Here is a 12,377-nt window from a genome sequence, read left to right as displayed (position 1 = left end):
GAACTTGTGGCTCTTCGTGAATATCTGAAAAGCCGCCCTCCGCTTCGCTAAAGGACGGGGCTTTAAACCCAGTTTTTTTGGTAAATGTTTGGCGAGGATTTCTAGATCTGCACTCAATTTACAAAGAACTCAAACAGAGATCGCCATCAAACTATAATATTTTCTCTAAAAACTGTTTGGCGCGATCGCTTTTGGGATTGTTGAAAAACTCATCAGGCGGTGCATTTTCGGCAATTTTTCCCTCATCGAGAAAGAGAATGCGATCGGCGACTTCTCGCGCAAATCCCATTTCATGGGTAACAACCGCCATCGTCATCCCGCTTTCGGTAACGCCTTTCATGACCTCGAGAACTTCTTTCACCATTTCTGGATCGAGAGCCGAAGTCGGTTCGTCAAACAACATGATATCTGGTTCCATCGCCAAAGCGCGTGCGATCGCAACTCTTTGTTTCTGTCCTCCCGACAACTTAGACGGATAAACATTAGCCTTTTCTGCTAACCCCACTCGCCCCAATAATTCCGATGCTTTCTGACGCGCTATTTCCTCTGAAATTTGTTTAACTTTTATCGGCGCGTACATAATATTGCGTAATACTGTCATGTGAGGAAAAAGGTGAAAATGTTGAAAAACCATCCCCACATTTTGACGCATTTTCATGACATTAGTTTGAGGATTGGTGATTTCAACGCCATCAATATAAATCTTTCCCGATGTCGGTTTTTCCAACAAATTCAGACAGCGCAGAAAAGTTGATTTTCCTGAACCTGAAGGACCGATCGTCGCGACGACTTCTCCCTTAGAAATTTCTGTAGAAATGTCTTTCAAAACCTGCAAATTTCCAAAGGATTTCACCAAGCGATCGACGCGAATAGCAACATGATTATCTGACATAATTTCCTCTTTTTTTGTACTGGCGATCCAGTTTTAACTACTCCGACGCAGGCGATTTTCCAATATGGTCGAACTCACGGTCAGTACCATGACCAAAAGATAATAGATAACCGCAACGAGTAATAATGGCTCAAAGTAAACATACTTCTCTGCACCGACAATTTGAGCGCGACGTAAGAGATCTTGAGCGCCAATTGTGGAGACGAGAGCAGAATCTTTTAAAAGCGCGATGGATTCATTTACCAATGCTGGTAAAATATTCTTAATGGCTTGGGGTAAAATAATATCCAACATCATCGGTCGGTAGGTCACGCCGAGGGACATTGCTGCTTCAGTTTGTCCCTTATCGATCGCTAAAATTCCCGCACGAATCACCTCAGAAACATAGGCTCCTGAATTGAGGGAAAAGGTAATCACCCCGGCTGCAAAACCGGAAATGTCATAACCCGTTAATTGCGGTGTTGCAAAATAAATCAACGATAATTGAACCAGCAGAGGTGTTCCTCGAAAAATCGAAGTATAGGCTAGACCAAACCAATAAAGAGGTTTCGCACTGGAAATTTTACATAAAGAAAGAATCGTTCCCCACAAAAAACCAAAGAATGCCGATAGGAGTGTAAATTTGAGAGTGACAACAATCCCGGTTAAAATGAAAGGAATTGAGGGTGTAATTCTCTCAAAATCCAGATTAAATGCGGCGAAATGATAATGAGAAATAATTTCAGCAATTGCGAGATTCATTGTTTGTTTAACCTTAAATTATTCCGCACTATTGTTTTGGTTTTCATAGTAATCCTCAAACCATTTCGTCACTAATTGCTCTAATTCTCCATTTTCCTGCATTTCTTGCAAAACGGCTTCAAATTTTTCTGCTAACTCAGAATCTTTAGGAAAAGCGATCGCAGATCCGGATAATTCTCCACTCTCTTCAATGTTAGTAAAAACTAAATCTGGGTTAGTATTAATATATCCTTTCGCCACAGTATCTTCAATAATCGCCGCATCAATCCGTCCTGCTTTGACTTCTTGGATCAAGTCGCTAATTTTATTGCGAGGTTCGAGGGTAATATCGCCAATTTCTTCGGCTTTCCCTTTCGCTTCTTCTGCTTGGGTCGTTCCTAATTGAACGCCAACTTTTTTACCGGCGAGGTCTTGATAGCTCTTATATTCCGATCCTTCTAATGTCACAATTGTATTTTTAGCATCATAATAAATACTGGAAAAATCCACACTTTGTTTGCGTTCTTCTGTGGGAGTCATTCCCGACATAGCAAAATCAACTCGTTCGGATTGTAATGCCGGGATAATGCCATTAAACTCCATATCTCTGACTTCGAGATCGTAACCGAGTTCCTCTGTAATATACTTAGCAATATCAATATCAAAACCGATGGGTTCTCCTTCTCCTTTGGCAGTTTCGTAAAACTCGTAAGGAGGATAATCGGCAGATGTTGCCATCACTAATTGTTTCTCTCTGCTATTTCCTTCTTCAGAATTGCCACATCCTGCGATCGCTCCTAGGGAGGCAGCCAGAGTTAATGCCAAAATTAATGCTCTGCGTTTCATTATTTTATTATCTATAGGTCTTGTTGGCTTCTTAATTTACCAGAATTGCGTCACCTCAAATGGTATCTAAAGATTCTTTACGACTTCGAGAGGCCAACACTTTGATAATGTGACTCACTCGAGAGCGGGCGCAATTTCAGGCAGAGGAGGAGGTTCGCTATTAAACCATCGACGATAGAGGTTTTCATAAGTGCGATCGGCAATTAATGCTTCTAATGCGTCGTCGATCGGATCGATATAGGGAGAATTTTTGGACAGAGCAATCCCATAATACTCTGTTGTTAGTAAACCTCCCACAATTTTCAATCCATCTAAATTACCGATTTTAATGGCATGGAGGATTGTCGGAAGATCGTGAATAACCGCATCGATATTTCCGTTTTTCAATTCATGTAAAGCAAGAGAAATAGAGGAAAATTTAATCACCTTTGCGCCTTGTATTTTCTCGGCTCTTGTTGCTCCTTTTGCACCAATTTGTACGGCAATAATTTTATTTTTAAGATTGTTTATATTTTTAATTCTTTCATCTTCATCCCGAATCGCGATCGCTAATCCAGATTGAAAATAAGGGCGAGAAAAAGCAACGGTTTCTGCTCGCTGGGGCGTTATGGCCATGGCGCTAATAATTGCATCGATCTTTCCTGCTTCTAAGGCTGGAATTAACTCTTGAAAGGATATATCCTGATTGAGGGAAATTTCTATCTCTGCACGTTCTGCGATCGCTTGAATCAGATCGATGTCAAAACCGACAATGCGATCGCGATTTTCGCGCATTTCAAAAGGAGGAAATGTCGGATCGATGCCAATATTTAAAAGAATTTTACCTTCGGTACGATCGGCAATCGAACTACAGGCGATCGCGAAAAAACAAACGATAAGACTTAAAATAATACAGCCTAATTCCCTCAGTCCTTTGCGTTTTAACATTTTGCCCATTTTCTTTCAACCTATCATTTTATTCTGCCGCGATCGCGTTGAAATGCCGACAGAAAAGCAAAAAAATGAGGTTGTATTCTGAGAGTACAGCCTCATTTCCTTAATAATAATTAATTAACGCGGGTGCGCTCGACCTGCCTTTCTCGAAAAATTTACCACAGTCCTTGAATGGGAACCGGGGTGGTTGTGGGCAGAGGTCTTGCTGTCGGAGTCGAGTCAAAAGGTAAAGACACAGTGGAAGGACGCGGAGAGCTATCGAGAGAGCGCTCGTAGTCTGACCAAAGTGCTTGAATGCGGCTGCTGAAGTTACTGGGACGCGGAGGAATAGGAACAGTATGAGGAGCCAAACCCACAATTTTAGCACCTTCAATAAATACAGGCGTTCCTCCCATGAGATTGAGCGCTCCGAGTTGAGCTTGAGGTACGCCAACCCAAAGAAAAGGCTCTTGAGCGCGATCGAGTTCAACGAGAACTTGGGTTCCGACCACGCTCTTAACAATTCCTCTAACTCGGGGGGCGCGAGGGGCGCTTCTTTGAGTCAACAAGATAGGCTCGTCGGATTCAAAACTCAAGTTCGTATTGGACTCTGCGCGAGCCGTTTCTGCTGCGATCGCTCCCAGCAATAACGCGAGTACGGTGACAAGCAGGCTCAATTTTGTCTTTTTGACGTGCATCTTAACACCTACACCATGAAACGATTTACTAGGGACTATGATATTGATTTGAGAGCAGAATTGAAAGTCTTTGCTCGATATTCATTTTTTACTGTCCCCATTTCTAGTCAGGAACTAAGTATTTATAGCTAAAATAGGAGCAGTGACGGTCGTTCGTTTTTGAGGGGGGGGTGACATGAAGCCAATGGCAATTGATACAGCTCGAGCCAACACATTTGGCGACTGGGCTTATCTGGCGATCGCGCAACATTACCAGAAAATGCTCTCCCATGAAGCCGGAGTCCTAAGCGATCGCGATCCTGAAGAATTACATCAGATGCGAGTGGGGATGCGTCGTTTGCGAACGGCATTAGTGGGATTTGCAGCGGCCCTCTCTTTGCCAGCAACAACGGGGGAAAAGGTTGTGGGACGAATCGCTCGGGTATTGGGAAAGTTACGAGATATTGACGTACTCGAGGAAATCCTGAACACGGAATACTACCCTCAGTTGCCCAAAGCTGAAGGCAAGAAACTCGATCGCATTCTCAAAACCCTAGCTCAAGAGCGCCGACAAGCCTTTAAAGCCGTGAAAACCGTCCTGCACGGGAAAACCTATCGCAAGTTAAAAAAAGGCTTAAAATCTTGGTTGAAAACCCCTCGCTATACTTCAATGGCTTGCGTTTCCATCGAACTCGTTTTACCGGATTTGTTGCTGCCTCAATTCAGTCAATTTTTCCTGCATCCGGGATGGGGAGTGGGTGGGAATATTGGCAAGATGTCAGGAGAGACAATTTCGATCGTACCTGCCGCTCCGTCTACGGTTCGTCATATCTTGGCACGGCAAGAACAAATCCTCCACGATTTGCGTAAAGAAGCCAAGCGCACTCGCTATCAAATGGAACTCTTCCTACAGTTTTATGGCCAGGAATATCAAAGTTATCTCAAAGATATCAAACGGATGCAAAGCATTCTCGGCGATATTCAAGATAGTTTTGTTTTGATGGAGTTTCTCAATCAATTTTTTAGTAAGTCTTTCCAAACTCATCTGCCAGTTCTTGCTCAGCATCTGCAAAACGTTCGCTGGCAGAAATGGAATGCTTGGCAGGAGCTGCAATATAAATTTGTGTCCTCGAAAACGCGACAAACTTTGCGAGAAATCGTGCAGCATCCGCAAATCTCTTTACCAGAATTTCCTGCTCCTTCGGCTTCTCCCGCTCTTGCGATCGACTCTCTGGTTCTCTCTTCTGGTACTGAGCGATCGTAAACCAATCAACCCATAATCAACCACTCAATTATTTCTTTACCTTCCGTTTACCTCTGCGATTTACTTTGGAACGGAACGGTATGACATTTTTTTAACGTTCAATGATTAAGAGTCTCAACAAATATTATGCTTCTAACGCCTCAATCTATTAATTGCCTCCCTCACGAGGAATCCCGAGAAGAGCGACGCTTGCATCTCTATCATCGCGGGGAAACCATTCCTTTAGATGAGGGGGGTGTATGGCAGGTTTATCGCGGCTTGGTGCAACTCAATACCTGTCATTCTAGTGGTGAAGAAGTGCTGTTGGGTTGGGCAGGTCCGGCCGCATTCTTTGGGCTGTGGTTAACTCGTTTGGAATTTTACGAAGCGAAGGCGCTAGCGGATGTTTATTTGCGCTGGTTTACTCTTAATGAGATTCAATCTTCTCCCACGGTAGCGACAATGGTTTTAGAGAGTACGACTCGACGGCTGCGACAAACCGAGGCACTTTTAGCGATCGCGGGATACCGTCGCGTTGAAGATCGTTTGGCACAATTACTCGGCCTGCTGGAAGCAGATATGGGGGTGGCAACAGAGGAGGGAATGCGCTTGCAAGTGCGTTTTACCCATCAAACCATCGCCAATGCCATCGGCACGACTCGCGTTACCGTTACGCGCTTATTGGGCAAGCTACAACGCTCGGGCTGCATTCAAATCGATCGCGATCGCCACATCACCCTGAAAAATACCCAATTTTTCCGCGAAAGTTAAATGAATATTGGGGAAAACTGGGATTTAAGTTAATGCTTAATTTTAAATGAGATAGACTCTCGGGGTGGAGGCGGTTTGGGAATGACCCGAGGCAACGGTTCGGGGGATTTTTCCGAGGAGTCGGAGTTTAAAAGAGAGGAAGCATTCCCTCGTAGAAATGATTTGTCCGCATTGGACGCGATCGCTAAGAAAACTCCCAGACCCAAATAAACGAAAAGGGGAAGGTGCATCGCTCTAAACCATTGATAAAGCTCTACACTCCCAAACAGTAAAAGAAAGCTAATCGACCAAATTTTCATAATGATTTGCCCAACGCATCCAACTATTTTACCGATTACCGAGGGCCGATTATCCCGAAAAAAAACTGAGGCGCGATCGCCTTGCGCCTCAACATTAATCTTTTCTCAGCATTTTTTCGCCAAAAGTTTGTTCTTCCGTCTTAAACTGCCGCCGCAACTTTAGTTTCAACTTCGGGACGAGTCAAGCGTTCGTAAGTTTCCCGCATTTTCAACCCCACCAAAACTTGGAAAAGTCCAGTGCCATTGTTCGATCCCGGATAATCTTTATGCTTGAGTAACAATTCTGTCATCTCCCCATAATAGCGAGTCGAAGTATTGCTCAAATGACTTTCAACGTAAATCATCTCTTCGAGATTATCAAATTGACCGTCTACCTCGAGCAAAGAAACTTCATTGCCCATAAAGCTATCGGGGCCATAGTACATTTTGATGCCGGGATAAGTACAAGTCAACTTGCGCCCGCAAGGCCGCCAATCAATCGTAGATCCTTCATCAAACAAGTAAACCGGCTCGAAATGAGTCACCTCATCTTTTTGCACCAAGCGAACCCGCAGGTATTTACTTTCCTTATCGTCAATTAATTTGGTGGGTAAAACCTGAATCACCACGTCGGCAAATTCTTTCTGCGGCTCGATATAGGCCTTAAAATCGGGTTTTCTGGCATTGATCGAAGCGAGAACGTCTTCGTAGGTGTGACCCCGCTCTGCCATATCCCGTTGGATCTTCCAGTTAATTTTGACCTCATCGCCAATATCGAGGTAAACCCCAAAATCGATTAATTCGCGAACCCGTTGGTCGTAGAGGGGATGCAAACCTTCAATCACGATCACTTTATTGGGTTCGACGCGCTCGGTAGGGTCGAGTTCACCTGTTTCGTGGTTGTAAATGGGCTTATCAATGCCTTTCCCAGCTTTCAGATCCTTAATTTGCTCGTACATCAAGTCAAAATTATTGGCCTTGGGATTTAAAGCCGTTACCCCTGCTGCCTTTCTGCCCTTGCGATCGAGGCTGTGATAGTCATCCAAACAGATAACCGTCATAAACTCTTCGCCAAATAAATCGGTCAGACGGCGTAAAAAGGTTGATTTCCCGCATCCCGAGTCTCCAGCGACCCCTATGAGAACCACACGATCCGATTGTGCGATCATACCTTCCCTCTATATACAAAACAATTTTTTAACAGTGTCGAGCAAGCTGAATCGGTGAACCGCCAGATTTTTTCCGTCTGTTCCCCTTGATGATTCCTTTAACCGTTCTCCGGCTCCTTCTCATTGCCTCTAGGCAGTGATGGGGTCCTTCTCTTGGGAGGACAAGCGATCGGTAAAACATTAAGGTTAAACCTAGTTCCTATCTGGTAGGTATTTATACTAGAAACTTAAAGTGGATTTTACCAGAACGAGAGATTCTCCACAAGGTCAAATCGGCAGTCAAATTGGAATTCAAACCGGAATTCAAACAACTTACCCAGTTCTTATGCTAAGGTAGCGCGGTCATTTTTGTTAAAGAAAAAGTAAAAAAGATATCAACTTAACAGTCTTGTGTTTTCTCAGAGATTATTTTAGAGGTGGAAGTTCAAAGTAAGCCAAGACGTTCGGTTTGTTCGTTGCGATGATTCTACCGGCGCGATCGCGTACAACGTTCGAGGCGCGATCGCTCCCGACTGGCAAGGTATTGTCGGGGGTTCCTGCAATGCTAGGCTGAATATTACTGACAAAAAGCGCTTTGTTCTCCAAGGAGAGCAAAAAGTGTTTTGGTCAACAATAATATTCGATCGCGAAGTTGGGAGATATTAAAGCGAATGTACGAATCTCGAAACCGCAAATTTGTGTATGAGGTCGAAGGTCTGGCCTCGAACGGACAACTTAACTATTCCGTTCGCCCCGGTGGAAACGTCTTCATTACGGTGTCTTATAACCGGATGCAAGAGGAAACGCGGCGAATTACTCAACTGGGAGGCAAAATTCTCAGTATTAAGCCTTTAAACACGGCTGCCGAAACAACACCTGCAACGCCCAATCAAAAACCTATGACTCAAACTAAGGCAAAAGTTGATATTCCTATCAACCTCTACAAGCCCAAAAATCCCTATATTGGCAAGTGTACCGAAAACACGGAATTGGTTCGCGAAGGTGGAACGGGTACAGTTCGTCACGTGAAATTTGATATTTCCGGCGGCGATCTGCGCTATTTAGAAGGTCAAAGTATTGGCATTATTCCACCTGGAACCGATGACAAGGGAAAAGCGCATAAATTGCGTCTTTACTCCATTGCTTCGACCCGTCACGGGGACGATGTAGATGATAAAAGTGTCTCTTTGTGCGTCCGTCAACTGGAATACCAACACCCAGAAACCGGAGAAACTGTTTACGGGGTTTGTTCGACTCACTTATGTAACTTAGCAGTAGGGGATGATGTTGCCATTACGGGACCTGTTGGCAAAGAAATGCTCTTACCCGAGGATGAGGAGGCAACAATTATCATGCTGGCGACAGGAACGGGAATTGCACCTTTCCGAGCCTTTCTCTGGCGGATGTTCAAGGAAAAACACGAAGATTATAAGTTTAAAGGATTGGCTTGGCTCGTTTTTGGAATTCCCTATTCTGCGAATATTCTCTACAAAGAAGAGTTGGAAGAATTGGCCGCACAATATCCCGATAATTTCCGCCTAACTTATGCGATCAGCCGCGAACAGAAAAACGCAGATGGTGGCAAAATGTATGTACAGAGTCGGGTCAGCGAATATGCGGGCGAAATCTTTGACATGATTCAAAAAACCAATACTCATGTTTATATGTGCGGTTTGAAAGGCATGGAACCCCCGATCGCGGAAACTTTCACTCAAGAAGCCGAAAAAATTGGTATGGACTGGAATGCTAAGCGCAAGGAGTTGAAAAAAGCTCATCGCTGGCACGTAGAAGTGTATTAAGTTTTGCCATTTCACTTAATTTTCTTTTTCCCGAGTCACAGACTCGGGATTTTTTTTTGTGAGTACGGGAATTATATGAGTTTACGGATTTGAGTAACAGCATCGACTAAAATAACCGCAGCTCGTTCAATTTCTGCGTAGGTGGTAAATTTCCCTAAACCGATTCTCAGTGCGCCTTCGATCGCTTCTGGGGGAAGTTTCATTGCTTGCAGGACGTGAGAGGGGGTTTCTACGCCGGAAGAACAGGCGGATCCGGTGGAAATGGCGAGTTGGTGGCGAATGCGAGCGATAATGGCACTATTGGGGATGTTGGGGATAGAAATATGCAGGTTTCCAGCGAGGCGAGAATTGCGATCGCCATTAATTATTAAACCGGGAATATTTTCTTGTAAAAGTTGTTCGAGTTTGTCTCTAAGATGAGCAATTCTGATTTCATCTTCGTGCATTTCTAATTGTCTCAAACGACAGGCTTCTCCTAGTCCGACAATTCCGGGAACATTGAGGGTACCCGATCGCATTCCTTGTTGATGTCCGCCGCCAAATAGGAGGGGTTTGAGATGCGTTCCTTTTTGAACAACTAATGCGCCGATTCCTTTGGAAGCGTATAATTTATGGGCGGAAATGGCAAGGTAGGTGATTCCCCATTCTGCGAAATTGAGAGGAATTTTGCCGACGGCTTGGGCGGCATCGCAGAGGAAAGGGGTATTATAATTTCGGGCAAGTTTTGCGATCGCTTCGATGGGGTAAATATTGCCCATTTCGTTGTTGGCTGCCATGATACAGAGGAGAGATATACCGCTTTTAAGAACGGTTTCGAGTTGATTTAGGTCGAGATTTCCTTTGGCGTTGACAGGAAGGGTGATGAGTTGAGCGCGTCGTTGTTTTTCCAAGGCTCTACAGGTATCTAAAACGGCTTTGTGTTCGACGGTGGAGAGGGCAATTTTGGCAGGTTTATTGGGGTTTAAACTGCCTTGGATGGCGAGGTTTATGCTTTCGGTTGCACCGGAGGTAAAGATAATTTCTTTGGGGGAAGATTGGATAAGGTTGGCGATCGCTTTTTTTGCTTCTTTGATGGCTTTTGCGGCTGTGTCTCCATAAGTATGATCGATGCTGCTGGCGTTGCCAAATTCTTCGGTGAGGGTGTGGAAAATGCGATCGGCGACTCTGCGATCGCACGGGGTTGTCGCGTGGTAGTCGAGGTAAATTGGTGTCATGGGAGAGGGAGATTTTGGGGTGCGATCTTTAATTTAGAGAAATTTGCTAAAATGGGTTAGCGAGTGCTTTATTCAATGTTAGTAAACATTTGGACTCGATTTATAAAAGTTAGTATAAGAGGATTTATTTGTTGAAATTACAATATCGTGCGATTGAGGGAACAAATCATAAAACTCGTCGTTTAGCTTATTTAACTACAATAACTGTTATTCTAGACCATGAGGGATTAAGCGAACGAAATTTTTTACAAAAAATCTGCCAATGGAGTCAAGAGCGTAAATTATTCCTCGAACAATATATAGTAAAAACAGGTGAAATTACCTTGACTAAACGAAACTCTGCTGCATTGAACTATACTAATTTAGGAATTAAATTAGGTCTAATTGCTCCAATCTCTGGATGTTACAGAAATACTCGTATTGGCTTAGTTCTTTCCAAGCTATCAAAATACGATCAAAAATCAAGCAATCCTTTTTATTTGACTTACAAAGAACGTTTGTTCTTTTTGTATGAAATTCTAGATCGAGATACAGATATGCTATTGCCTATTATCAATTATATTATAGAGAAACCTAGAACAACACTATCTGATATTCAAAAAAAATTTCAAGAATTATTCTTGGCAAGATTAAGTCAAAAAATAAATCTATGCCAAGATGATTTATTGCGACGAAAGCTACTTGACAAAAAAACAAATATACAGAAAGAATGGCTGAAACCTAGATATTCAGAACATTTAGTCCCTCCTCGTTTAAATTGGCTACTCGATCTTGGTTTTTTAGATGGTTCTGAATTTAAACGGCATCGTTGTATATTAACTAAGCAAGGACAGGAGTTTATCTCGAACTTACCTCGCGTAAATGATTCCGATATGCAAGATGTTAGCAAGACGTGGTTAAATCATCAATACTGGCAGCTAGCGACAGAAACTATTCTCAATCTTGATGAATTTACAAATTTTAATGAGGAAGAATCAACTCAGATAGATTTATTAGGGTGCTTACTGCAAGATACATTTTCTGTGTTTCGCAAATCCTTTGTCCCAAAAGTTTCTTTAATACAGGCTTTACTTTATATCAGCATTCGGTTATTGTTAGAAAATAATATCTGTATTTCTCCAGATTCTATCTCAAAATGGTTATCATTACCGCGTACATTTGGCAATCGTCAATATGTCGTTCGTTTATCTCCTAGAGAAAATGAATCCTATCTAATCTTTACAAATGTTTAAAAGAATAAAATGAAACCTTTATGTATTATTGATACTTGTTCGTTAATCTATATGAGTGAAGTAGAATTAGGTCGAAAGACCCTACATGATTGGCTTTGGGAAGAATTTACTGTTACCTATAGCAATACTGTATATAGAGAGATAGAAAACAATAAAAATAAAATGGAAAGAGACGCAAAACGTCAATGGAGAAAATATGTATCTAAACTTTCAAAACCAAAAAATACTAAAAGCATTCCAACTATTGAAAATTATGAAAGTATGTTATTTGGCTCCCAAATTGAACGAAAAAATCTCTCACGAACTTGTAAAAAATGCGGACAAGATATCTTTGAAATGCAAAGATTTACTCCGGATTTAACAATAGAGAAAAATAGAGGAGAACGGCATAATATTTGTCTTGCATTTCATAAGGTAATTAAACGAGAGTCATCGCAAATAATTTTTATTACAGATGATAAAATTGCTATACGCGATTATGCAAAAACAGTCTTTGATACATTTTATTTAGGTCAAATTTGGTCTTCACTAGATTTTGTTATATATTTGTTTATTCGCCATCAAAATAAAATGACTGCCAAAGGAGCGGAAGATGCGTTACGTGATATAGCGTTTCTTGAACATATGAGGTACAATATGAGGGAA

Annotated in this window: 14 protein-coding genes; 5 read left to right on the top strand and 9 right to left on the bottom strand. The window is 42.5% G+C overall.

Annotation, left to right across the window (positions count from 1 at the left end):
• Positions 1-151 precede the first annotated feature (151 nt).
• The 5 genes from AC6RV6_RS29425 to AC6RV6_RS29405 form a co-directional block, all read right to left on the bottom strand.
• Positions 152-892, bottom strand: a complete 741-nt coding sequence (locus AC6RV6_RS29425) for an amino acid ABC transporter ATP-binding protein (protein WP_500244434.1) — start codon at positions 890-892, stop codon at positions 152-154.
• 33 nt (positions 893-925) lie between these two features.
• Entirely contained in the window at positions 926-1,633 is a 708-nt protein-coding gene (locus tag AC6RV6_RS29420; RefSeq protein WP_500244433.1) for an amino acid ABC transporter permease, read from the bottom strand.
• An 18-nt stretch (positions 1,634-1,651) separates the two neighbouring features.
• Complete coding sequence (locus tag AC6RV6_RS29415; RefSeq protein ID WP_500244432.1) at positions 1,652-2,458, bottom strand: transporter substrate-binding domain-containing protein; 807 nt, start codon at positions 2,456-2,458, stop codon at positions 1,652-1,654.
• A gap of 114 nt (positions 2,459-2,572) precedes the next feature.
• A complete protein-coding gene (locus AC6RV6_RS29410; RefSeq protein WP_500244431.1) occupies positions 2,573-3,385 on the bottom strand; it encodes a basic amino acid ABC transporter substrate-binding protein in 813 nt (270 codons plus the stop codon).
• A 161-nt stretch (positions 3,386-3,546) separates the two neighbouring features.
• Positions 3,547-4,068, bottom strand: coding sequence for a hypothetical protein (locus AC6RV6_RS29405; protein ID WP_500244430.1), 522 nt, complete (start codon positions 4,066-4,068; stop codon positions 3,547-3,549).
• Between the two features lie 184 nt (positions 4,069-4,252).
• Between AC6RV6_RS29405 and AC6RV6_RS29400 the strand changes: the two genes are divergently transcribed.
• Together AC6RV6_RS29400 and AC6RV6_RS29395 are read left to right on the top strand one after the other, a co-directional pair.
• On the top strand, positions 4,253-5,311 hold the full coding sequence (locus AC6RV6_RS29400; protein ID WP_500244429.1) for a CHAD domain-containing protein: 1,059 nt from the start codon (positions 4,253-4,255) through the stop codon (positions 5,309-5,311).
• 126 nt (positions 5,312-5,437) lie between these two features.
• On the top strand, positions 5,438-6,061 hold the full coding sequence (locus AC6RV6_RS29395) for a Crp/Fnr family transcriptional regulator (protein WP_500244428.1): 624 nt from the start codon (positions 5,438-5,440) through the stop codon (positions 6,059-6,061).
• Positions 6,062-6,090: 29 nt separating this feature from the next.
• On the opposite strand, the gene AC6RV6_RS29390 is transcribed toward AC6RV6_RS29395, so the two are convergent.
• From AC6RV6_RS29390 to AC6RV6_RS29380, 3 genes are all read right to left on the bottom strand, one after another.
• The gene (locus tag AC6RV6_RS29390; protein WP_500244427.1) at positions 6,091-6,360 is read right to left on the bottom strand and encodes a hypothetical protein; all 270 of its coding nucleotides are present in this window, start codon (positions 6,358-6,360) and stop codon (positions 6,091-6,093) included.
• A gap of 140 nt (positions 6,361-6,500) precedes the next feature.
• Positions 6,501-7,508 (bottom strand): phosphoribulokinase, encoded by a 1,008-nt coding sequence (locus AC6RV6_RS29385; RefSeq protein ID WP_500244426.1) that lies wholly within the window; start codon positions 7,506-7,508, stop codon positions 6,501-6,503.
• Positions 7,509-7,913: 405 nt separating this feature from the next.
• A complete protein-coding gene (locus AC6RV6_RS29380; protein ID WP_500244425.1) occupies positions 7,914-8,093 on the bottom strand; it encodes a hypothetical protein in 180 nt (59 codons plus the stop codon).
• Between the two features lie 65 nt (positions 8,094-8,158).
• Between AC6RV6_RS29380 and cpcD/petH the strand changes: the two genes are divergently transcribed.
• A complete protein-coding gene (gene cpcD/petH, locus AC6RV6_RS29375) occupies positions 8,159-9,286 on the top strand; it encodes a bifunctional rod-capping linker CpcD/ferredoxin--NADP reductase PetH (RefSeq protein WP_500244424.1) in 1,128 nt (375 codons plus the stop codon).
• A 71-nt stretch (positions 9,287-9,357) separates the two neighbouring features.
• Here the strand turns inward: cpcD/petH and AC6RV6_RS29370 are convergent, their stop codons facing one another.
• Positions 9,358-10,500 (bottom strand): cysteine desulfurase family protein, encoded by a 1,143-nt coding sequence (locus AC6RV6_RS29370; RefSeq protein ID WP_500244423.1) that lies wholly within the window; start codon positions 10,498-10,500, stop codon positions 9,358-9,360.
• 131 nt (positions 10,501-10,631) lie between these two features.
• On the opposite strand from AC6RV6_RS29370, the gene AC6RV6_RS29365 reads away from it, so the two are divergent.
• Both AC6RV6_RS29365 and AC6RV6_RS29360 read left to right on the top strand, forming a co-directional pair.
• A complete protein-coding gene (locus AC6RV6_RS29365) occupies positions 10,632-11,732 on the top strand; it encodes a hypothetical protein (RefSeq protein WP_500244422.1) in 1,101 nt (366 codons plus the stop codon).
• Positions 11,733-11,783: 51 nt separating this feature from the next.
• Positions 11,784-12,377: hypothetical protein (locus AC6RV6_RS29360; protein ID WP_500244421.1), on the top strand; the 594-nt coding region annotated here is incomplete at its 3' end.

Source organism: Spirulina sp. LEGE 11439 (assembly GCF_059821285.1).
The sequence above is the reverse complement of the archived record's forward strand: the minus strand, read 5'-3'. Positions and strand labels throughout refer to the sequence as shown.

What these genes read in the sequence shown, in the direction of transcription:
- AC6RV6_RS29405 (WP_500244430.1), bottom strand. Translation starts at nt 4,068, where the DNA reads ATGCACGTCAAAAAGACAAAATTGAGCCTGCTTGTCACCGTACTCGCG.
- AC6RV6_RS29400 (WP_500244429.1), top strand. Translation starts at nt 4,253, where the DNA reads ATGGCAATTGATACAGCTCGAGCCAACACATTTGGCGACTGGGCTTAT.
- AC6RV6_RS29370 (WP_500244423.1), bottom strand. Translation starts at nt 10,500, where the DNA reads ATGACACCAATTTACCTCGACTACCACGCGACAACCCCGTGCGATCGC.
- AC6RV6_RS29420 (WP_500244433.1), bottom strand. Translation starts at nt 1,633, where the DNA reads ATGAATCTCGCAATTGCTGAAATTATTTCTCATTATCATTTCGCCGCA.
- cpcD/petH (WP_500244424.1), top strand. Translation starts at nt 8,159, where the DNA reads ATGTACGAATCTCGAAACCGCAAATTTGTGTATGAGGTCGAAGGTCTG.
- AC6RV6_RS29390 (WP_500244427.1), bottom strand. Translation starts at nt 6,360, where the DNA reads ATGAAAATTTGGTCGATTAGCTTTCTTTTACTGTTTGGGAGTGTAGAG.
- AC6RV6_RS29395 (WP_500244428.1), top strand. Translation starts at nt 5,438, where the DNA reads ATGCTTCTAACGCCTCAATCTATTAATTGCCTCCCTCACGAGGAATCC.
- AC6RV6_RS29425 (WP_500244434.1), bottom strand. Translation starts at nt 892, where the DNA reads ATGTCAGATAATCATGTTGCTATTCGCGTCGATCGCTTGGTGAAATCC.
- AC6RV6_RS29385 (WP_500244426.1), bottom strand. Translation starts at nt 7,508, where the DNA reads ATGATCGCACAATCGGATCGTGTGGTTCTCATAGGGGTCGCTGGAGAC.
- AC6RV6_RS29410 (WP_500244431.1), bottom strand. Translation starts at nt 3,385, where the DNA reads ATGTTAAAACGCAAAGGACTGAGGGAATTAGGCTGTATTATTTTAAGT.
- AC6RV6_RS29415 (WP_500244432.1), bottom strand. Translation starts at nt 2,458, where the DNA reads ATGAAACGCAGAGCATTAATTTTGGCATTAACTCTGGCTGCCTCCCTA.